General features: G+C 63.3%; 20 protein-coding genes and 2 tRNA genes. 9 read left to right on the top strand and 13 right to left on the bottom strand.

Annotation, left to right across the window (positions count from 1 at the left end; genetic code table 11):
• The first annotated feature begins 168 nt into the window (after nucleotides 1-168).
• A complete protein-coding gene (locus GCU68_RS15830) occupies nucleotides 169-339 on the top strand; it encodes a hypothetical protein (RefSeq protein WP_152943224.1) in 171 nt (56 codons plus the stop codon).
• Nucleotides 332-1,963 (top strand): BCCT family transporter, encoded by a 1,632-nt coding sequence (locus GCU68_RS15825; RefSeq protein ID WP_152943223.1) that lies wholly within the window; start codon nucleotides 332-334, stop codon nucleotides 1,961-1,963. The genes GCU68_RS15830 and GCU68_RS15825 overlap by 8 nt, the downstream gene beginning before the upstream one ends.
• Nucleotides 1,964-2,100: 137 nt before the next feature.
• Here GCU68_RS15825 and GCU68_RS15820 read toward each other — a convergent pair whose 3' ends face one another.
• The gene (locus tag GCU68_RS15820; protein ID WP_152943221.1) at nucleotides 2,101-5,223 is read right to left on the bottom strand and encodes an adenosylcobalamin-dependent ribonucleoside-diphosphate reductase; all 3,123 of its coding nucleotides are present in this window, start codon (nucleotides 5,221-5,223) and stop codon (nucleotides 2,101-2,103) included.
• Between the two features lie 439 nt (nucleotides 5,224-5,662).
• On the opposite strand from GCU68_RS15820, the gene GCU68_RS15815 reads away from it, so the two are divergent.
• Nucleotides 5,663-5,845 carry a hypothetical protein gene (locus GCU68_RS15815; RefSeq protein WP_076608239.1) on the top strand — a complete coding sequence of 61 codons (183 nt, stop codon included), beginning with the start codon at nucleotides 5,663-5,665 and terminating at the stop codon, nucleotides 5,843-5,845.
• Between the two features lie 54 nt (nucleotides 5,846-5,899).
• Here GCU68_RS15815 and trpG read toward each other — a convergent pair whose 3' ends face one another.
• Genes trpG through trpD form a run of 4 tightly spaced genes read right to left on the bottom strand, consistent with a single transcriptional unit; the run spans nucleotide 5,900 to nucleotide 9,880 of the window.
• Nucleotides 5,900-6,526 carry an anthranilate synthase component II gene (gene trpG, locus GCU68_RS15810; RefSeq protein ID WP_152943220.1) on the bottom strand — a complete coding sequence of 209 codons (627 nt, stop codon included), beginning with the start codon at nucleotides 6,524-6,526 and terminating at the stop codon, nucleotides 5,900-5,902.
• On the bottom strand, nucleotides 6,523-8,202 hold the full coding sequence (gene trpE, locus GCU68_RS15805; RefSeq protein ID WP_152943218.1) for an anthranilate synthase component I: 1,680 nt from the start codon (nucleotides 8,200-8,202) through the stop codon (nucleotides 6,523-6,525). Before trpE ends, trpG begins: the two co-directional genes overlap by 4 nt.
• The gene (locus GCU68_RS15800) at nucleotides 8,199-8,867 is read right to left on the bottom strand and encodes a phosphoribosylanthranilate isomerase (RefSeq protein WP_152943217.1); all 669 of its coding nucleotides are present in this window, start codon (nucleotides 8,865-8,867) and stop codon (nucleotides 8,199-8,201) included. The genes trpE and GCU68_RS15800 overlap by 4 nt, the downstream gene beginning before the upstream one ends.
• Nucleotides 8,864-9,880, bottom strand: a complete 1,017-nt coding sequence (trpD, locus tag GCU68_RS15795) for an anthranilate phosphoribosyltransferase (protein WP_152943215.1) — start codon at nucleotides 9,878-9,880, stop codon at nucleotides 8,864-8,866. Before trpD ends, GCU68_RS15800 begins: the two co-directional genes overlap by 4 nt.
• A 183-nt stretch (nucleotides 9,881-10,063) precedes the next feature.
• Between trpD and GCU68_RS15790 the strand changes: the two genes are divergently transcribed.
• Together GCU68_RS15790 and GCU68_RS15785 are read left to right on the top strand one after the other, a co-directional pair.
• Nucleotides 10,064-10,138, top strand: a tRNA-Val gene (locus tag GCU68_RS15790).
• Between the two features lie 150 nt (nucleotides 10,139-10,288).
• Nucleotides 10,289-11,197, top strand: coding sequence for an AEC family transporter (locus tag GCU68_RS15785; RefSeq protein WP_152943213.1), 909 nt, complete (start codon nucleotides 10,289-10,291; stop codon nucleotides 11,195-11,197).
• 129 nt (nucleotides 11,198-11,326) lie between these two features.
• On the opposite strand, the gene GCU68_RS15780 is transcribed toward GCU68_RS15785, so the two are convergent.
• From GCU68_RS15780 to GCU68_RS15760, 5 genes are all read right to left on the bottom strand, one after another.
• Entirely contained in the window at nucleotides 11,327-11,560 is a 234-nt protein-coding gene (locus GCU68_RS15780; protein WP_152943211.1) for a hypothetical protein, read from the bottom strand.
• Nucleotides 11,561-11,691: 131 nt separating this feature from the next.
• Nucleotides 11,692-12,483 (bottom strand): hypothetical protein, encoded by a 792-nt coding sequence (locus GCU68_RS15775; protein WP_152943209.1) that lies wholly within the window; start codon nucleotides 12,481-12,483, stop codon nucleotides 11,692-11,694.
• A 111-nt stretch (nucleotides 12,484-12,594) separates the two neighbouring features.
• Nucleotides 12,595-13,386 carry a YihY/virulence factor BrkB family protein gene (locus GCU68_RS15770; RefSeq protein WP_152943207.1) on the bottom strand — a complete coding sequence of 264 codons (792 nt, stop codon included), beginning with the start codon at nucleotides 13,384-13,386 and terminating at the stop codon, nucleotides 12,595-12,597.
• A 92-nt stretch (nucleotides 13,387-13,478) separates the two neighbouring features.
• A complete protein-coding gene (locus GCU68_RS15765; protein ID WP_152943205.1) occupies nucleotides 13,479-14,258 on the bottom strand; it encodes a CAP domain-containing protein in 780 nt (259 codons plus the stop codon).
• Nucleotides 14,259-14,330: 72 nt separating this feature from the next.
• On the bottom strand, nucleotides 14,331-14,639 hold the full coding sequence (locus GCU68_RS15760; protein WP_152943203.1) for a lycopene cyclase domain-containing protein: 309 nt from the start codon (nucleotides 14,637-14,639) through the stop codon (nucleotides 14,331-14,333).
• A gap of 103 nt (nucleotides 14,640-14,742) precedes the next feature.
• Between GCU68_RS15760 and GCU68_RS15755 the strand changes: the two genes are divergently transcribed.
• Nucleotides 14,743-15,900, top strand: coding sequence for a CBS domain-containing protein (locus tag GCU68_RS15755; protein ID WP_152943201.1), 1,158 nt, complete (start codon nucleotides 14,743-14,745; stop codon nucleotides 15,898-15,900).
• Nucleotides 15,901-16,103: 203 nt separating this feature from the next.
• Here GCU68_RS15755 and radB read toward each other — a convergent pair whose 3' ends face one another.
• On the bottom strand, nucleotides 16,104-16,811 hold the full coding sequence (gene radB / locus GCU68_RS15750) for a DNA repair and recombination protein RadB (protein WP_152943199.1): 708 nt from the start codon (nucleotides 16,809-16,811) through the stop codon (nucleotides 16,104-16,106).
• A gap of 122 nt (nucleotides 16,812-16,933) precedes the next feature.
• On the opposite strand from radB, the gene GCU68_RS15745 reads away from it, so the two are divergent.
• On the top strand, nucleotides 16,934-17,704 hold the full coding sequence (locus GCU68_RS15745; RefSeq protein WP_152943197.1) for a hypothetical protein: 771 nt from the start codon (nucleotides 16,934-16,936) through the stop codon (nucleotides 17,702-17,704).
• Nucleotides 17,705-17,851: 147 nt separating this feature from the next.
• Here GCU68_RS15745 and GCU68_RS15740 read toward each other — a convergent pair whose 3' ends face one another.
• Nucleotides 17,852-18,565, bottom strand: a complete 714-nt coding sequence (locus tag GCU68_RS15740) for a TVP38/TMEM64 family protein (protein WP_152943195.1) — start codon at nucleotides 18,563-18,565, stop codon at nucleotides 17,852-17,854.
• 91 nt (nucleotides 18,566-18,656) lie between these two features.
• Here GCU68_RS15740 and GCU68_RS15735 point away from each other — a divergent pair, with 91 nt between their 5' ends.
• Nucleotides 18,657-19,055, top strand: coding sequence for a DUF5830 family protein (locus GCU68_RS15735; protein ID WP_152943193.1), 399 nt, complete (start codon nucleotides 18,657-18,659; stop codon nucleotides 19,053-19,055).
• A 47-nt stretch (nucleotides 19,056-19,102) separates the two neighbouring features.
• Here the strand turns inward: GCU68_RS15735 and GCU68_RS15730 are convergent, their stop codons facing one another.
• A complete protein-coding gene (locus GCU68_RS15730; protein ID WP_152943192.1) occupies nucleotides 19,103-20,383 on the bottom strand; it encodes a DUF7115 domain-containing protein in 1,281 nt (426 codons plus the stop codon).
• 103 nt (nucleotides 20,384-20,486) lie between these two features.
• Between GCU68_RS15730 and GCU68_RS15725 the strand changes: the two genes are divergently transcribed.
• Nucleotides 20,487-20,640: transfer RNA gene (locus tag GCU68_RS15725), tRNA-Met, on the top strand.
• The last annotated feature ends 160 nt before the right edge of the window (nucleotides 20,641-20,800 follow it).

Here is a 20,800-nt window from a genome sequence, read left to right as displayed (position 1 = left end):
TTCGTAGGTCGCATAAACGGCTGCCAGCGGTATGAACGCACCGAACTCGACTGAGGCAGGTGGATTCACCTTCGCAGGGGCTGCCGTATTGAAAATCATTCACACACCGTTTTCTCGGAGAAATGAACATGCATAGTGTTAATATGCAGTTCGTGGTGCGTGCGTGTGGTGTTACCATCAACCATGGTCAACGTGCAGGCCGCCATTCGGTCGACCGAGTGGGGCTGCTCGAGAAGCGGTGACGGACTCGAGCAGCGTGACTCGAGCGATACGGGACAGGGAGGGATCACGAGACGGCCCGGACGGGAGCAGAGCGAACGGAGGTGGAGCGATGGCTAAGTCGGACGATCTCGGCGCGATCGGACGCTTCCGCGAGGAACTCGACCCGACCGTGTTCCTGTTCGGGGCTGGTCTCTCGGTTGGGATTATCGCACTCTACTTTATCAGTCCGACGATCGTCGAAAACGCGATCGCGGTCGCAAACGAGTCGATGCTCCAGTACCTGAACTGGGCGCTGTTGTCGATCGTCTTCCTCATCGTCCTGTTCCTGTTGTTTTTGATCGTCGGCCCGTGGGGGAGAATCAAACTCGGCGACGAGAAACCGGAGTACAGCTTTCTCTCGTTCTTCTCGATGCTGTACTCGGCCGGCTTTGCCGCGGGCGTCGTCTTCTGGGGGCCAACCGAGGCGTTGTTTTATTACGACAACCCCTCGCCGCTGTTCGACGTCTCCGGCGGTTCGGCTGCGGCGATGACGGTTGCTGTCCAACAGACCCTGTTTCACTGGGCGTTGCCACAGCTGGCCGTCTTTACGATCATGGGGATCGCCATCGGCTACTTCGCGTACAACTACGAGTCGGTTCCGTTGCGTGTCTCCTCGGCGCTGACGCCGTTGCTCGGTGCCGACAACCTCGACGGTACCGCCGCCAAGTTCATCGACATCATCGCCGTTTTCGCGACGATCGGCGGCGTCGCGACATCCCTTGGCTTCATCGGCAGCCAGTTCGTCACCGGACTCGACTACCAGTGGGGGATCGACATGGGGAACACCGGCATTCTCCTCGTCGTGACGACGATGACGCTCCTGTTTACGATTTCGATGGTCCTCGGCGTCGATCGCGGCATTCGTCGGCTCTCGAATTTCAACATGATCCTCTTCGTCATCCTCATGTTTGCGACGTTTATCCTCGGCCCGACCGTCTTCCTCGTCTTGCTCGGAACGCAGGCATTTGGCGGTATGGTGACGAACTTCGTCTCGATGAGCCTGTTTACCGGTGCGGGTGTCGAGGGTGGCACCGAGTGGGCGAACACCTGGACCGTCTTCTACTGGGCGTGGGCACTCTCGTGGTCGCCGTTTGCTGGCCTGTTTATCGCCCGGATCTCACGTGGCCGAACCGTCCGCGAAGTGGCGTTTACGGGTATCGCGGCCACCTCCGCGGCGACGATTCCGTGGTTTACGTTCGTCGGTGGCTCGGCCGTTTGGGCTCAGCACAACGGTGTCACGGACATTCTCGGTCCCGTCGGCGAACACGGCGCGCCGGTCGCCGGCTTCGCCCTCTTCGAGGCGTTCCCGCTCGGCACCGTGTTCATGATCGCCTTTATGATCCTCGTCACCACGTTCTTCATTACGTCGGCGGACTCCTCGACACTCGCCGTCTCCATGATGACTACCGGCGGCAAGGCCAGTCCCTCGAGCATCAACCGTGTCTTCTGGGGGGTCGTCCTCGGCATGACGGCGGCGATCCTGATGATCCTCGGCGGCGTCGACGCGCTACAGTCGGCCGCGATCATCACCGGCGGTCCGTTCGCGTTCGTCTGTCTCCTCGCGTTGCTCGGTCTCGCCCGCGAGTTCAGTTCGAAGTTTGGCCGCGTGCTCTTGCAAGAAGACGCCTGGATCGTCGGCTCGCGGCCGTCGGAGCGGCCCTCGAGCGGCGATTCGGACGCAGTTCCCGGTGACGACGACTGACGGCGACCGGCTCCGCTCGAGTCGTCTCCGGACGACCGGTGTGAACTCGCCGCTACTCAGGGCTTCTCGATGCAGAGTGAGCAAAAAACAAATTTGGGATTTCGGTCGGTCCGCTCAGTTGTGCTCTGCGCTTCGATTCAGCACTCGCTCCAGCCACAGGACTCGCAGGTCTTGCAGCCTTCCGAGTAGTACAGCGACAGCGAGCCACAGTCAGGACATTCCGGCGACTCGCCGGCGTCGATGAGGTCCTGAATGGCGTCGTCATCGCCGTCGTTGTTGTCCGCAGCGGCGGCCCCGCCGTCGGTTTTCGGACCGTCGACCTCGACATCTTCGACATCTGCGTCCACGTCAGCTGCATCCTCGAGCGTCTGCTGGGTCGGGTACGGCTTGTCGATCTCGTCCTCGAGGTAGCGACGCATCGCGGTGCCGATGGCGTCCGGGATGGACTGAATCTGTTCGCCCTTGTCCCAGGCGACCTTCGGCGAGCGCGTGCCACAGAGTTCGTCGACGATCTCGTCAGGGTCGACACCCGAGCGCAGCGAGGTCGAGATGACCTTCGCCAGCGCCTCGGTAAAGGAGTTGGTGAAGCCGCCGGAGTGGCCGATGTTCGCGAACAGCTCGAACGGCTGGCCGGTTTCGGGGTCTTCGTTGATCGTCACGTAGACCTTGCCGTACCCGGTGTCGATGCGCTGGCTGACACCCTGCAGCGCGTCGGGTCGCTCGCGTTTCTCCGTGAAGTCGACCTGCACGCGGTCCCGGCCGAACACGTCGTCGACGTCCTCCTCGAGGACGTCCTGGACGTCGTCGGTCTCGAGGAACGCCTCGAGGCCACCGAAAATTTCGTCGATCTGCTCGAGGAGCGTTTCGGCGGCTTCGGTCTCGTCGGCGAAGTCGGCGTTGTCGGCCCGCGTCGTCAGCACCTGCTTGCTGCGGGTGCCGTCGCGGTAGTAGGTGACGCCCTTACCGCCGTTCTCGTAGACCCACTCGAAGACCTCCTTGGCGTCCTCGAGCGTGGAGTCGTTGGGGGCGTTGACCGTCTTCGAGATGGCGGAGTCGACGCCCTTCTGTGCGGCACACTGGACGGCAGCGTGCTGTTTTGCCGAGAGGTCGCTGGTGATGACGAACAGTTCGCCGATCGCGTCCGGCACCGTCGAAAGTCCTTCGACGCCGTCGAACTGGTTCGTGGCCATCTGCTCTTGGGCCTCTTCTTTGACGGCGTCGACGTCGATGTCGTTCGCCTCTAAGGTCCGCAGGAAGTAGTCGTCGAACTCGACGAGCATCTCGTCGCCCTGCACGTCGTCGGTGACGTTCTTGTAGTAGGCGACGTTGTAAATCGGCTCACAGCCACCCGTCGTGTTGCCGACCATCGAGGTCGTCCCGGTCGGGGCGATGGTCGTGACGTTGTGGTTGCGGATCGGGAAGCCCTCTGCCCAGTCGTCGGCGGCTTCGCCAGTCTGGTGTTCGAACCACTCGCGGTACTCCGTCGGGTCGGCGTACTTCGAGTCGTCCCAGTCGTTAAAGGAGCCGCGCTCGGTCGCGAGTTCGTGGCTCGTCGCCTTCGCGTTGTGGTTGATGTGGGTCAGCAGCTGGCTGGCGACCTCGTTGCCCTCCTCGCTGCCGTACTTGATGCCGAGCTGGATGTAGAGCTGAGCAAGCCCCATGACGCCGAGTCCGATCTTGCGCATGTCCCGGACCTTCTGTTCAATCTCGGGGACGGGGAAGTCGGACATCGTGACGACGTTCTCGAGGAAGCGCGTGCCGTACTCGATGCGCTCGTCGAACTCCTCGAAGTCGATGGCCTCCTCTAAGAAGGCTGCGACGGCTGCTTCCTGAGAGTCGTACTCTTCGCCGTGTTCAGCGGACCAGACTCGCCAGTCAGGGGCGTCCAGATCCGCAACCGTCGAGAGGTTGATGTGGCCGAGGTTACAGGCCTCGTACTCCTCGAGTGGCTGTTCGCCACAAGGGTTCGTCGCGAGGATGCGGTGGTCCTCCTGTTCTTCGACGTCGAAGGAGTGTTGTTTGTTGACGCGCTCGAGGTAGATGACGCCCGGTTCGCCGTTCTCGTGGGCACCTTCGACGATGCGCTCGAAGATGAGTTCGGCAGGGATCGACAGCGGCTCGCCGACCTCGACGTGCTCGCCGAGGTCGTAGCGGCTGTACATCTCCTTGGTCTCCTCGGTAGCGATGTGGGGTTCCTCGGTTCGCGGATTGGTGAACGTGAACTCCTCGCCGTTTTTGACCGCGTCCATGAAGCCGTCCGTGATACCGACGGAGATGTTGAAGTTAGAGAGATGGCCTTCGACGGCATTGCGCAGGTGTTTCGGGACGCGTCCTTCCTCGTCGATCAGCTCCCGGGCTTCCTCGAGGGCTTCGGAGAAGGTCGTGTAGGTGTAGTCGTCGGGGTCGTTGAGTCGCAGCGTGTGCGCTAGCGAGACGTCCTTGTTCTTGGCGTGGATGAACTCGATGACGTCCGGGTGGGAGACGCGCATGATCCCCATCTGGGCACCGCGTCGGGTACCTCCCTGTGCGATCGTTTCACAGAGTTGGTCGTACGTTCGCATGAACGTGATCGGTCCGGAGGCGATGCCGCCTGTCGAGCCGACCGAGTCACCGAAGGGACGCAGCTGCCAGAAGCCGTAGCCGACGCCGCCGCCGGACTGGAAGACCTCCGCGGCCTTCTTTGCGGTTTCGTGGATGTCCGAGAGATCGTCGTCGGGACTCATGACGAAACACGCGGAAAGCTGCTGGAGTTCGTCGCCGGCGTTCATCAGGGTCGGCGAGTTCGGCATAAAGGAAAGGCTCTCCATCCCCTTGATGAACGTGTCGGCGACGTCTTCGACGTGCTCGCGGATCTCCTCGGGGAGTTCCGGCACGACCGTGTCGTAGGCGAACTTGTTGACGTTGTGCTCGGTCAGTTCGGTTTCGACGTCGTCATCAGCGGTCGTCCCCTCACCGAAGACCTCCTCGGCGAGTTCGTCCCGGCGTGGGTGGTCGGGCTTGAGCTGGTCGGGCGTGACGGTTACCTCAAGGTCGAGCTTGTCGGCCTCGTAGACGGCTTCCGCGAGGGCGACGTTCTTCCCAACGCGATCGAAGAGGTCCTCCTGCTCCTCGATGAGTTCGCCGTCGGCGTTCTTGCGCAGATAGCGTGCGGGCAGGATGTTCTGATAGGCGTTGTCGGTCAGCCGCTCCTCGAGCGTGTCGCCGTCGGTGCGTTTGATCGGGAGGGTGAGTTCGGCCGCGGAGAGCTCCGAGTCGCTCATGCGCAGGTCACCTCAGCGGTATCCCGTTGCCGGGTAGCGATTCTGGCGGAAGGGTAAGTCCTAGATTGCATCATTCGTGACGAAGGTTCGGTAGTCAGCCATGCATCTTAAAACTGGGTATTTTGTCCTACTCTCATTGGATTAGGACAAGCCCAGTTTCATAGATGTCTCTGTACTGTTTCGTGTGTCGATTCGATTACGAGCCTCGAGACGGCCGTAATCGGTGCTGTTAGCAACTACAACGCCAACGGCCTTAACGATTTTCAGACCGAACTGAAAGTATCGATAGCGACGATATACCGTCGTGGCGTCCCGTGGTTTTCAGTTTCGCAAACTAGGTAGTCACCAGTGCCGTCACATCACGTTTCGTGATACTCACGAATAGTTCTCTCTCATGACATCCAGAAAGATTACGTCCCTGTAGCACCGTGGGTCCGGTATGTTCGAACCGCTGACCTCCTCGACGATCCTGCTCATTCTGGCGGGGCTGGCTGCTTTTGCGGTCGCCGTCGTTGCGATCCGCATCGCGATCAAACTGGCCGTCCGACTCGGTATCGTCGCCGCGGTCGTACTCGCCGCGCTGTGGGCAACTGGCACGCTCGAGTTGCTCCCTGGTGTCTAAACCGATCGATTGAACGCCTCTTCTGCTATCGTTTGCTGCCGAACGTGACAGTGGTCAGACAGTCTCGAGGAAGTTCTCGATCACGTCGTGGCCGACCGCCGTCAGGACGCTTTCTGGGTGGAACTGCACGCACTCGAGTGGGTACTCGCGGTGGCGAACGCCCATGACGAGCGTCTCCGAACCGTGTTCGGCCGTCGCCGACACCTCGAAACAGTCGGGCACTTCGGTCGCGACCAGCGAGTGATAGCGGCCGGCCCGGAAGCCCTGTTCCAAGCCCTTGAAGACGCCCTCGCCGTCGTGGTCGACCGCCGAGGCCTTGCCGTGGATCGGATCGGGTGCTCGGCCGACAGTGCCACCGTAGGCGTACACCGCGGCCTCGAGGCCGAGACAGACGCCGAGCGTCGGGATCTCGGTGAGTTCGGAAAGCACTTCCATCGTGACGCCGACGTCGCGGTCGTTTTTCGGATGGCCCGGCCCCGGACTGATGACGATCGCGTCCGGGTCGACGGCGCGGACGTCCTCGAGCGAGGCGGTGTTTTTCAGGATGTCCGTCTCGGTGCCCGGTAGTTGGCTGACGTACTCGACGAGGTTGTAGGTAAACGAGTCGTAGTTGTCGATGAACAACACCGTCAGCGCTTCCGCATCTGCATCGACAGCCAACTCTTCGCCCGTCGCGGTCATCGGCTCACCTCCGGCGTTCCCTCGAGGGCATCGATCGCCCCGTCCTCGTCGCCCTCGGCGGGTGTCTCGATCGCCTCGAGTGCGGCGAGCACGCCACCCATCTTCTTCTCGGTCTCCTCGTACTCGGCTTCGGGGTCGCTGTCGGCGACCAGCCCGGCACCGGCCTGAACGGTAATCCGGTCTCGGTCACTCTCGTCCTCTACGGTTGCGGTTCTGATCACGATCGCGAAATCCGCATCGCCCGTCCAGGAGTAGTAGCCGACGCCGCCGCCGTAGAGCCCGCGTGGCTCGGCCTCGAGGGCGTCGATGATCTCCATCGCGCGGATCTTCGGCGCACCAGAGAGCGTGCCGGCGGGGAACGACGCGCGTGTGGCGTCGAAGGCATCGGCGTCCACCGCCAGCGCTCCAGTCACGGTCGATTCGATGTGCTGGACGTGGCTGTACTTGAGGACGTTCATGAACTCGTCGACGCGAACCGATCCGGCCTCCGAGACGCGTCGGACGTCGTTTCGCGCCAGATCGACCAACATCGTGTGTTCGGCGCGCTCTTTCTCGTCGGCCAGCATCTCGCCGGCCAGCCGGCGGTCTTCGACGGGACTCGAGCCCCGGTCGCAGGTTCCGGCGATGGGGTTCGACATCACTTCGCGCCCGCGCACGGAGACCAGCGTCTCGGGGCTCGCGCCGACGACGGTCAAGTCGTCGTGGTCGAGCAGGTACATGTACGGCGACGGGTTCACGTCGCGCATCGCTTCGTAGAACCCAAGCGGGTCGACGTCGCCGTAAAGCTCTCGCGTTCGGGATATGACGCCCTGATAGATGTCACCGTCGAGGACGTGTTTTTTGGCTTTCCGGACGCTCTCCTCGTACTCGTCTTTGGGGCCGGCGATCTCTCGCTCGCTGACGAACCCGCCCGTCTCCGGTTCGTCGGCCGTTCGCAGCGTTTCTGCGACCGCGCGTGCCTCCTCGAGGAGGTCATCGTAGACCGCGTCGGGATCGTCGCCGGCCTCGAGAACCGGCGTATAGACCAGCGAGACTGTCCCCTCGTGTTCGTCGAACGCGAGCGTCTTCGTCGTCAGGACGAACTGGGCGTCCGGGAACCGCGAGTCGGGTCGCTCGAGGCCGACCTCCTCGAGCCAGAGGTCGTAGACCGCGTCGTAGGCGAGAAAGCCGACCAGGCCGCCGGTCAGGTGCTGGCGGTCGTACTCGGGTGCGTTCGGGAAGTGCACGTCGGGCATCGCCGCCCGAAGCGCGTCGACGGTGTCGCCCTCAACGTCGGTCTCGACGAGCTCCAGCGGCGCATCGTCACTCAGCGCCTCGACGGTCGTCCCATCCGGGTCGACCGTGACGACGGCGTCCGGATCGTAGCCGACGTAGGAGTAGCGCGCGTGGCGGTCCGCTCGCGTCGAACTCGGCCGGAACGCGCCGTCCGGGTCGCTCGAGGCGGTCTTCTCCGCGCTCTCGAGCAAGAAGGCGTAGGGCGCTCGCTCGCGGTCGCTCGAGGGCGAGCGGCCGGTGAGGGCGGCGTAGGCTGCAAGCGGCGTCGTCTCGACCTCGAGTGTCGCGACCGCACGGACGACTGTCGGCTGGTCCTCGCGTTCGTCCGCATACGCGCGGAAGCGCTCGCGGTCGATATCTAGCGTCGGCGTCGGGTCTGATGGAGAGTTTGCGTCAGTCATGGGAGCTGGGACGAGTCCGGCTCGACCGCTCGGTGGGCGGTCATGGCTCGGTCGACGAACGAGTGTACTGCGGCCGGGTCCTTGCTGCCATCGGCGGCTTCGACCCCGCTTGCGACGTCGACGGCGAACGGCTCGACCGTCCGAATCGCGTCGACGACGTTGTCCGGGGTGAGCCCACCCGCGAGGATCAGTGGCGACTCGAGGTCGCGAGCGGCTCGCCGGGTTCGGTCCCAATCGTGGGTCTCTCCCGTGCCGCCACCGCCGTCTTCGGCTGGCGTGTCGACGAGCAGGGCGTCGGCGGTGTCGTCGTAGGCCGCCGCATCCGTCGCGTCGTCGGCGTCGATCGCGTACAGCAGCTGTGTGTCGAGTTCCGACCGGACGGCTGCGAGGTCCGCCGGCCCGAGGGTGCTGTGAATCTGGAGGGCGTCCGGACCGACCGCGTCGGCCAGTTCGAGCGTACGTTCGGGGCTCGAGGGCATCGTCACGAGCACCGCGGTCACGAACGGCGGAACGGCTGCGACGAGTTCTCGAGCGCGGTCGACCGAGACTTCGCGTGGCGTGTCGACGGTGACGTCACAGATGAACCCAACCGCGTCGACGCCCGCGTCAACTGCCGTCTCGAGGTCGTCCTCGGTCGTCAGCCCGCAGACCTTCACGCGCGTCATCGCTGTACCTGTTCGGAGACTCCCTCACAGAGGTGCTCGAACCTCGCGGCCGCGTCGCCGGATTCGATCGCCTCACGGGCAGCGTCGGCCCCCGCCTCGAGCGAGTCGGCCTCGCCCGCGACGTAGATCGCTGCGCCCGCGTTCGCGAGGATAACGTCGCGTTTCGCGCCCGTGACGTCGCCTGCAACGATGCCGCGCATGTCCGTGGCGTTCTCCTGTGGTGTCCCGCCCGCGATGTCCGCGATGTCGTGGGCCTCGAGGCCGAGATCGGACGGCTCGAGCGTGTACTGTTCGACGTCATCGCCGTCGACTTCGGCGACGGCCGTCTCGCCGTGGATGGCGATCTCGTCGGTGCCTGCGCCGTGGACGACAAGTGCGCGCTCGACGTCCATCCGGGCGAGTGCTGCCGCCAGTGTGGGGACGAGGTCGGAATCGTAGACGCCGACGACCTGCGCGTCCGCGCCCGCGGGGTTGGTCAGCGGCCCGAGGACGTTGAACACCGTGCGCATACCGAGTTCCTTGCGCGGCCCGATGACGGCTTTCATCGCGGGGTGGAACACCGGCGCGAGCATGAATCCGATGCCGTCGCGTTCGATCGCTTCTTCGACGGCCGGTGGCTCGGCCTCGACGTTGACGCCGGCCACCTCGAGGACGTCGGCGCTGCCCGACGACGAGGAGACAGAGTAGTTGCCGTGTTTTGCGATCGGGACGCCCGCACCGGCGGCGACGATCGCACTCGTCGTCGAGACGTTGATCGTGTTGTAGTCGTCCCCGCCCGTTCCACAGGTGTCGACCAGCGGCTCACGGTCAGGCGAGATCGTTCGGGCCGCCTCGCGCATCCCTTCCGCGAAGCCGGCGATCTCCGCTTCCGTTTCGCCTTTCGCACGCAGTGCCGCAAGCAGTGCGCCGATCTGTGCCTCCGTTGCGTCCTCGAACACCGCCGTCGAGGCCGCTCGAGCCTCCGCTTGTGTCAAGTCCTGACCCTCAGTCACCCGTTCGACGTATTCCTGCATAGTGAACACCAATGTACGTAGTTGTCTTGTAATGTTCAAATGAGTACATCGACTTAAGCGTGTCGGCGGGATGCGTGGGGCTCCCACCCGAACGGATTCCGATTCGAAACCTTCAATTACCGTGGCGGGCAACGATTGAATGCAGACGAGGTGGCGACGGACGCCACGGAAGCGAAACCAGGCGGGTTGGTGGTCTAGTCTGGTTATGACACCTCCTTGACATGGAGGAGGCCGGCAGTTCAAATCTGCCCCAACCCATTTCTGACGAACTAATACAACGAGCGAGGCGTAGCGATACTGCCACGCTCGAGTCTCACCGGTCGAGTTGTTGCCATCGAATCCTGAGAGATGTTCTCACTGACAACCCCAACCGAACGGTAAAAACGTGCGAGTCGACTCGAGCCGTGTATGGAGGTTCTCGGTCGGCTGCTGGCATTGCTCGTCGTCTTGCTTCTCGGAACCGGACTGCGAGCGACTGGTATCCTCGACGCCGGCCGGACGACGCGATTGAACGCTGTGGCCTACTACGTCGCGCTGCCGGCGCTGATCTTCGTCTCCACGTACGAGCAGGCGATTGGGACGCTTCTGTCGACGGCGCTGGTCGGGGGGCTGTTGCTCGTTCTGTTCGTGACGGCGGGAGTCGCGTGGCTCGTGCATCGGAACCGCGACTCGAAGGACCGTCAGAGCGTGGCCGTAATCCAGTCGTATCACTCGAACATCGGCTATCTCGGCGTGCCGCTCATCGCCGCAACTTTCGACCAGACGGTGACGGCGATTGCCAGCGTGATCCTCGGAGTCGTGACGTTGGTCCAGTTGCCGCTGTCGGTGCTGATCCTCTCGACGCTCAACGGTGCCGACGCCGCGATCGGCGCGAAACTGCGCGAGCTGGCGACGAACCCGGTCTTGCTGACCCTGCTCGCCGGCCTGTCGGTCGGCTCGCTCGGTCTCTCAGTCCCCGGCCCCGCCGCGACCGGCCTCGATATCGTCGGCTCGCTGGCGCTCCCGCTCGCGCTGCTCTGTGTCGGGGCCTCACTCGAGGTCGACCTACCGGCGGTCGACTACGGTGCGACCGGCAGCGTCGTGGCACTGAAAATCGTCTGCATGCCAGCCCTCGCGTGGGTCGTCTTCTCCGCGCTGGCCGTCGACGCGGCGACGTTCACTGCAGCAGTCGTGATGTTTGCCACGCCGACGGCGGTCTCGACGTTCGTCTTCGCGGCCGAACTCGGCGGCGACACCGAGTTCGCGTCGCTGAACGTCTTCGTGACGACGCTGCTCTCGATGGGATCGCTGTTCCTGCTGATCTCGCTGGTCGGTTAATACGGACCACCGTACCGAATTACCGGCGCGATCACGATCCGTCTTCGGTCGCACCGGGACCGACGCACAGCAGACCGGATGAGTCGCTGCCGACTCTGGCGGCGGATGCCGAGAGCCTGTCCTCGGAACCTACCAAATCAAGGTGTACACCAACCAGCCAGTCATCCCTACCAGAAAGAGGGACGCGACGTACGTCCATGCGCCGTACTCGGCCGGCCACGTCTCTTCTGCTGGGTTGTTGATCCGGTGAACGCCGATAAAGAGCGCCGCAATACTCGGGACGAGTGCGCCGAACGTCGCTGCGGAGAGTCCGACTTGCAACTCACCCGACGCGACACCAAAAAGAAACGAGAGGAGGAGCAATGCACCGATATAGAGGAATCAGACGGAAACGAATCGACCGGGATTCATACCGCTGTTTTTCTCAGCCCATATTGTAAATATACCGTCACATCTACCGTCGGTGCGGACAGACTGCCCCGAGATCGCTCGGTTCACCCACTGAACCACCGCTTAATCCGACCGACCAAACCGGTCGCCTCCCCTGCATCCGCTTCGTCGCCGTCGTCGCTCTCGATCGAACCGGCGAGTGGACCGGCATCATCGCCGATGCCGGATGCTGCAGGCCCTCTCTCGTCGTTTGAGGGTGTCGACTGCGCCTGCGTCGCTTCGAGGTCGTCCATCGAGAGGTCGATCTCGTCGACCTCGGGCGTCGATTCGCGTCCCGAACCCGCCTCGGCGGTACGGACGTCCGCGCCGGTGACGGTGCCGTCTTCGATGCGGGCCGCGAGGTCCCCGAGTGAGGCGTCGTCGTCCAGATCCGTGTCGTCGGGGATCGCCGTCGCCGCCGCATCGATCGCCGTCGCGGAGTCGATACCCGTCTCGGCTGTAGAGCCGGCAGCGGCGTCGTCGGCCACTCGTTCGGTTGATGTCGGTGCCGTTGTCACGTTGGCGCTGTCCTCGTGGTCTATCGCACTGTTGGGCTGGCTACTGTCCTCGTCGGCTTCGTCGTCGACCGAATCGGCCGCTGGAATGTCGGTTTCGTCGAACTCGGTCATCACGGAGTCGTCCGTTTCGGTCGCCGTGCCGTCGGCTGCGTCGCTCGAGTCGTCGGCCGCCGATTTCGTCTCGTCGAGCGAGGCGAGGATGTCGTCGACGCTTTGTTCGGAGACGACGCGTTGGGGGCCGCCGCCGGGCTCGAGACTGTCACTCGAGTCGTTGTCAGCGTCGGTCGACCCGCTTGAGTCGGCTGCTGACTCGTCCGTAGAGGGCTGCTCGTCGCTCATTGTGCACGTCTGTCCCTGCAGGGACCATAACTGTTCCCCAGTGGAACCGTCACAACGAGTGACTGCATTCGGATTAACGACGGCCGAACGGCACACTCGAGCGGGAGTGGCTCAGGCTGACTGCTCGGCCAGCGCTGGTCTCGAGAGCACGACGTTGAGCACCGCGCCAAAGAGGATCAACATGCCGGCGAAATACAGCCAGGTGACGAAGAGCAAGACGACGCCGACTGCCCCGTAGGCCTGATACTGGCCGGCGTTGGCGGCATAGAGCTGGAACCCGACCTGAAGAATCGTCCAGCCCACGGCAGCGAAGATGGCGCCGGGGAGAACGTCAGTGACCGTCACCGGAACGGGCGGGAGGACGTAGTAGATCGGCAGAAACACGAGTACGAGTCCGATCAGTAGCGTGACCCAACTCAACAGGCCGGCAAACGGCACGAGATCGGCGGCGAACCCGAGGATCGTCCCGATCACGATCATCAACGCCATCGCGCCCGCACCAGCGACGATTACGGTGAGTCCGTCTTTGATCTGGTCGACGAGCGTGTCTTCGGCGACTTCGTCGTAGACCTTATCGAACGCGAGGCTGAGGCCGCGAAAGACCTTGAGCGCACCCCAGGTGGCGACGACCAGCGCGACGACGGTCGCTTCTGCGCGCCCGGATTCGGTCGTCAACGCGTCGGTGACGAGATCTTCACCCGCGGCAGGGAGGAAATCACCGGCGACGAGGATCAGCCGCTCAGCCGCGTCTTCTCCGCCGAGTAACGAACCGACGACGAGTGCGAGCAAGACCAGCGGGATCAGCGAGACGAACGCGTAGTAGGCGAATCCGGCCGCGAGAAAGGAGATGTCGCGGTCGTTCGCCGTCTGATAAACCGTGGTGAGCGTCTCAGAGACGTCCATGCCAAGACGACGACGGCCAGCACCAAAGGTCTGTCAGTCGACCGCAGTTTCTGGTTTTGTTTCCAGTCGACCGTACCGCCAGTGCGTCGCGATCACCACTCGACACAGAAGTTGTGCGATGCGTAGACCGATCCGTCGTCGGCGATATAAACGCCGACGCCACCGCGGTCCCAAGCGGGTGTGTTGCCCTCCTCGAGGATCGCCTGTCGGTGTGGCGTAGAGTTCATCCACTGATTGACGAGCCCGGTCGCGAGTCCTTCTGCAGTCTGGTGCTGGACGGTGTCGCCGGTTCCGGGGTCTTCGACGGGTCGATCGACCCACGTCTGAGCGATGTTCTCGCCGTAGCCCCGACAGTAGTCGTCGACGTCGGTAAAGCGGTCCATCGGTGCTTGCCCGTCGGGATTGGTATGGTCAAAGTACTCCCGATCAGCCATATCGTAGCTGTGGGCGCGGGAGACGGACGCGACCGTCCCGTCCCACTCGAGTGGCTCGAGTCCGTGCTCGGCCCGCCGATCGTTGACCTCGGCGTGGACGAAGTCCTCGACGGTGGCGGAGTCGACCGTCTCGACGTCAGTCTGATAAGTCGACTCGTTCGGATCGGCCGGATCGGTTACTGAGGGGTTGCGCTCGCCGGCCGGCGGCGGATCTGAACTCGGTGACGGCAACGAGTCCGTGTCGACCGAATCAGGGACCGTGAACTCGGTGTCGTCGACGCCGAGATCCTCGAGAACGGTCGGTGCCAGCACTGCAGTTCCAAGGGCGAGTGCGCCGACGACGGCGACAGCGACGAAAAACCGAAGGAGTGCACCGATGACGGCCCGATCCGAGCGGTCACCGTCGGGCGAGGCGGCTGCAGGACGTCGATCCATCATCTCACGGAACGTGGTGCCCGAATAAGGCAGTCGTGGTCAGTTGCAGCGACTGACACGCGTTCCTGATAGCGATTATGACTGTTCATCGCCGAAGATCGTCTCGTGAAAGCCGATAACGAGTCCCGGCACGACGGCCATAAAGAGGTGTTCCTCGAGCGGGATGCCAGCGATATCGATCCCTGTTCGGAGGTTGATGTCGAAGACGCCGACGGCGAGCGTGTAGCGATCCCAGACGTAGGCGACGGGGTACAGTGCGAGGATCGTGATAGCGGCTTTTCGGAGCGCGTCCGCACGCCGAAGCAACAGGACGGCGACGGCTCCCCAGAACAGCTCCGTTACGAGGTAGGTGTATCGCCCGAAGACGCTGATATCAGGTGCCATATACAGAATACAACGTCCCATGCAAAAACACCCGGCGTGAACCCACCCAGCTAGAACGTGCGGTATGTTCAAAACCCCGGCGTGAGTATACTGAAATAGGACGATGAATATCGCTGATATCGCTACCACGGAATATATCGAAGTCGACGTTGGCACGCGTATGGGAAAGGTCCGTTCGACCTTTGACAACGGCAATCCCAAGGGAATTATCGTTACCGATGACGGGGAGTACGAAGGCGTCATCAGCGAACGAGAGGTCCTCCAGTCACACGTCGAAGACGACGCCAAAGTCTCGGCGCTGATCAAACCTAGCCGCAACTCGCCGGCACCAAAAGTCGATCGGAACGAGGACGTCCGGGAGACCGCACGCGTCCTGATCGAGAGCAACTCGAAGGTCGCGCCGGTGTTCGAACACGGCGACCTCTGGGGCGTCATCAGCGACGATGCGATCCTCGAGGCCGTCCTCGAGAACCTCGATACGCTCACCGTCGAGGACGTCTACTCGGACGATCCGGTCACGCTCGCGGAAGACGACGGGATCGGCAAGGCGATCAACCACCTCCGAGAGCACGGCATCTCTCGCCTGCCCGTCGTCAACGAAAACGGCTACCTCTCCGGCGTCGTCACGACTCACGACATCGCCGACTTCGTCATCCGAGAGAACCACACGACGACGACCGGCGACCGCGTCGGCGACTCCCAGCGACTGCTCGACGTCCCCATCTACGACATTATGACCAGTCCCGTCGCGACGACGACGCTCGACACGACGGCCAAAGCCGCCGTCGAGCAGATGCTCGAGCAGGATTACGCCGGGCTGATGGTCACGCCCAAGGACGACGACCGCGTCGTCATCGGCGTCATCACCAAGACGGACGTCCTGCGGGCGCTGACGTTCACCGAAGAAGAACACATGGACGTCCAGATTACCAACATCTCGATGCTCGATACGATCACTCGAGAGTCGATCGTCCAGAGCATCGAGGACGTCTCGGATAAGTACGCCGACATGCAGGTGATGCACGCCCACGTGCGCTTCCACGAGCACAACGAGAAACTCCGTGGCACCCCACTCGTCCAGTGTCAGATTCGACTGCGGACGAACAAAGGACAGGTCGCCGGCACCGGCGAGGGCTACGGTGCGGAGAACGCTTTCCGCGTCGCCATCGACAAACTCGAGCGCAACGTCTTAGAGATCAAAGGCATCACGAGCGACGAGGAGTACCGCGGCCAACTCCTGCGGAAGCTGAACGAGCTGTAATCGGGCCGTCGCGCCACCGGCTGCAACGCCCGGAAAGACCCCGTCGCCATCCCCTCGAGGTCGTCCCACCTCCGAACCAGCCGCAGTTTTTCTTCGCGACGACTCCGTGAGTGGCTGCTCGACGCGGGCCGACGAATCGTTCATGTATCGTGTCCAGACCAGCCGGACGTCCGGTAACTGTTCGGGAGACAGCTATCGAGGAGTTAGCGCCGCGGCGACTCGGCACCGCCCTCGAGGCCGCGATCCGTAATCCGGAACTGCACCGATTCGCCAGCCGACTTCGAGCGGTGTTTCTCGAGGGTCGCCCGTCGGTTCCCGCCGCGAAATCGCTCGAGTCGAAGGACGACGCCGGTCCAGTGCTCGAGCGTATTTCCACCGAGCGCGCGCGTGCGGTCGGCGTCGGGGTCCGAAAAGACCTGATTCGTGAGCACGACCGCCAGCTCGTGTTTCCGGGCCAGCGAGAGGAGATGGGTCACCTGTCGGGCGACGCTTCGCAGCGCGTCACCTTCGTTCCCGTCTGCAGTTCGCTCGAGGCGATAGAAGCCGGTTGCGCTGTCGAGGACGATCAGGTCCGCTCGTTCAGCGAACCCTTCGGCATCGCGGACGGCTTCGGCCTGTTCCTCGAAATCGAGCGCGTCTTCGATGACGATCCTCGAAGCGACGGCCTCGAGATCGCCGTCGTCGACGCGGGCAGACAACAGCTGCTGGAATCGATCGACTGAGACGCCTTCGGTGTCGATGTAGACCGCAGTGCCGCCGTCGGCGGCCGTCTCGACGGCTGCGGAGAGTGCCAGATTGGTCTTGCCCGCGGCTGGCGGGCCGTACAGTTGCGTAACGGTCCCGCGCTCGAACCCACCACCGAGTAACTCGTCGACCGGACCACAGCCGGTCGGGATCGGCTCGTCGTTCACGGTTCGAGTTTGCAGGTACCGAGGAAAAAGGCCCCGGAACCGAGCGCTCGAGTCCCTCGCAGTGACCGATCGACGAACCGGATTCGCGTACGTTTATTCACGTTCGCGTCGAAGACCGGCGTGTGATCGTCGTCGCCACCGAAGATTTCGAGGTCTACCACGGCGTCGTCACCGAACTCCGCGACCGTGGGACCGAGTTTACGACCGTCGAGCCGGACGCCGAGTTACCGGACCGAACGACGGTCGTCGTTACCGGCTCCGACCACGCCGACGCGTTCGAGGACGCGACGACGATCGTCGCGGAGCCGGACGCCCCGAGACGCGCCGTCGATCAGGCGCTCACCGCCGTTCGAGGGAACGGCGGTCGAACGATCATCGGCGTCGATCCGGGCCGCAAACCCGGCATCGCTATCCTCGCGGGAGAGATGGTCGTCGCCGCCTTTCAGGTGCCCCTTTCGGACGCCGTCGACGTGATCCAGCGCGAGGCGGCCAAGGCGACCGCTCCCATCGTCCGCATCGGCGACGGCTCACGGATTCAGGGGTCGAAGCTCGTCAACGACTTGGAGGACGTGCGAGTCGAACTCGTCGACGAAACCGGCACGACGCCCTACCTGGGCACGGGGACGCGAGGAATGGGTGACGTGCTCGCGGCCGTCAACATCGCGCGCCTTGAGGGCGAGGTCGTCGACACGCGAGAGATCGAGCCGACGGCGGGCGAGCTCCAGGTAATCAAAGACCGCTCGCGCGAACAGAGCGAGGAAAACCGGGCGATCGACGAACTGCTTGCTCGGCGAGTCGCGTCGGGTGAGTTGACGATCGAGGAAGCGCTCGCAGCCCACCGCGGCGAGGAGCCCGACCTCGAGTTGTCGGACGACGACCACACGAGCAACTGATCGGGTTTTGTCGGCAACCTATAGTAACAACTGAAACGATTTACACACGCATCGCACAGCCGTCGTGCGATGCGGTGTGCATTGACTTTCAGTGGCTACTATATTCTCTGCTGCCGTCTGAATCTAGTCGACTCGAGTCCGGTTTCGTTATGAGTCGACAGTCCGCTGGCGTCGCCACGATCGAACGAGTCGATACACGGGTCCGGCGAGCAACGCCATCGCAGCGAGCAGACAGCCAACCGTCAGTGGCACGCCGAGTTCGCCGAGTCCGTCCGTCGTCACCGTCGCCGTCGACGCACCGACGACGACCGCCGCGATCGTCCACGGCAGTTCGCCGATGGCCGTCCCGACCACGAGTTCGCGAAGTCGGACATCGCTGACCGCCGCCGCACACGTCGAGACGTCCGACGGGATCGGTGCCAGCCGCGAGACGACGACACCGCGGACCGGTCCCGCAGTCTCGTAGTACCGTGAGACGGTCGTTCCAGTTCGCTCGAGTAGTGCCCCAAACCAGCCACCCCGCAACGCTGTGGCTGTCTCTGTCGCTCCAGCGCCGAGCCAGCGTGCAGCGAGAAAGACGGGAACGACGGTCGTGACGACGCCGACCAGCGCGACCGGAACCCCGAGGGCGACGCCGTAGCCGTAGCCGACGACGACCGCGAGCGGCGTCGTCGGCAGAACGAACAGCGGTCGCAGAAGATAGAGACCGATCACAACGAGCCCGAACAGATAGGGATCGGCAGCGATCGACTCGACGACCCCGAACAGTTCGCCCGGGGAAACGAGGACGCTCGCGACGACGATCGTCCCGAATACGACTGCAGCGGCGAGCTGTCGCCCTCGTTTCGGCGATACCGACATCGGTCACAGTTTTTCCTCGAGTGTTGAAACTATTGTGTCTCTGCGGGTCGCGACACAACGTTTATTCGTGCCGGGCCGACACCACACACCGATGGACCGTGACGAGCCCGGGACCGACACGGCCGTTGATGCCGACGACGACCGGGTCGCACTCGGACTGGCGCTGCTCGAGCGACTCGAACACGAGTCGCTCCCGCTTCCCGAGATCATCGACCGGATCGAGACGGTGACGAGCGATCCGACGGTGACGCGAACGATTCTCGACGAGGCGGAACTCCGGGGGATCATCGATCGCGAGGACGGAATCATCCGGCCGAAGAGCCGCCAATACGTACGCTTCGAGCAGGACGTTGTTACGAAAGAAGGTGACTTCTCGTGCCAGCGCTGTGGTTCGGGACTGTCGACGGGCTACTTCATCAACCTCGACGCCGGCGAACTGGGACCGTTCGGCTCCTCGTGTATCCGGAAAGTGACGGGACGCGAGGACTGACACGCAAGGTACCGGCGCTGTGTCGACAGGCCGAGGTCTCGAGGCAGTTACCGACGTGTGCGTAGTTCCGCGATTAGCTGCTCGATCGTCTGCTGTTGGCGCTCGATCGTCTCCGTCTGTCGGTCGACGGTCGCCTCGAGTGACTCGAGGCGCTCGAGGAGTTCCGTGTTGGAGACCTGATCGACGTCTGCGGGGGCGTCGTCGGTGTCCGTCGCAGTGTCGCTGTCGTCACCGAGAAACGGGGTCGTCTCGAGGTCGACAGGACGGTCCGCTCGAGCGCTGTCTGACGCAGCCGCGACGGCGTCGGCATCGGCGTGATCAGTCGTCGGTTCGGGCGATGTGTCTGTCAGCATCTCGACTGAGGTATCCGCCGGTTCGGTGTCTGGCTCCGCTTGTGTAGATGCGTTCGCTTCGCTCGGCCGAGCCTGCGAGGGGTCTTGCTGGACGTGCCCGACACTCGTCTCGCCTGTGTCGGAGGTGTGCGTTTGTGCCTCGGGTTCGGGCTCGGCTGTGCCGGCGGCCGTCGCCCCCTCTGCAAGGGGGTCGGATGCGGCGGGGGTTGGCTCGGTCGCGTCATCGGCGGTGTCGCTGCCGACGTCAGCATCCAGTTCGGGCGGGTTCGCATCGAGCGGGTCGACGCCGTCGCCGAAGTCGACCGACGCACGGCCACGATCCGGTTCCGACTCGCCGTCGCCCACCACTTCGTTGAGTTGCTCGAGCGAGCCGACGTCGTGGTACTCGAACAGTGCACGCTTGAGCCGTTCCCGGAGATCGTTCGCTTCCTCGTTGGGCGCTTTGATCCGCTGGGGACGGCCCTCGACCGTGAGAACGATCTGGGTGGCGACGCTGCCATCTTCGAAGGCCAGTCCGGTCACATCTTCGAACTGGTACTCTTCGTAGTCGCCGTCCCAGACCGCCGCACCGATGTGTTTGACCAGCCGATCGCTCGTGATTATCAACGTCAGTTCGCTAAAACGGTAGGTCTGGACGACCGTTTCGCCCGGCTCGGTGATCCCGTTGCCGTTCAATACGCCGGCGAGCACCGGATGGAGGACTGCGTCGGTCTTGCTCGCGGGAACGGTGAATTTCTTGGTCCCCTCGAGTGGGTATTCGAGCGTGAATGCAGTTTTGCGTCGCCCTTCCGAGAGCGTCAGTCGATCGGCGTCGTGGGGGTATTCATCGACCGATTCGTCGCTCAGGAGGCCTTCGGAGTTGTAGACGAGGGTGCTCGAGGGGGTGATAAACAGTTCGTCGTCACCGCCAAGAGAGACCCGCGCGGCGATATCCTCGCCATCCAGAGTAGAGTGGACGATTCCGGGAACGCTCATGCGCGGGTAGTTGGGAAGGCCGTGTGATAAATCCGTGGGTCGGCGTTACACGCCCGGACGGAATGAGAAGGTTAAAGAAACAGACGGCACTACGAGAAAGTGAGCCCGGGTGGCTTAGCTGGACATAGCGCCGCACTCATAGGGTTCAGAGATTCGGTGCGGTTTCGCCTTGGAAGCCTCCGTGTCCCCTCGAGGACTCTGCCGAGCCTCGGACCTGGGACATGCGGAGATCGAGGGTTCGGAGCCCTCCCCGGGCATGCTTCTTACATACATCAGGAGTCGAAGACGAGTGATAACGCCGAAACAGGTTCGATTGGGGAGCCGTTGAGACTCGAGTCGCAGTCGAACGACTGTTCGGCAGTAACTGGTATCGAAAACACGATTGTGACCGCTCCTCGAGACGGGACGACTACTCTC

Source organism: Natronorubrum aibiense (genome assembly GCF_009392895.1).
GTDB lineage: Archaea > Halobacteriota > Halobacteria > Halobacteriales > Natrialbaceae > Natronorubrum > Natronorubrum aibiense.
Note: the sequence above shows the minus strand (reverse complement) of the source record. Positions and strands in the feature narration are given on the sequence as shown.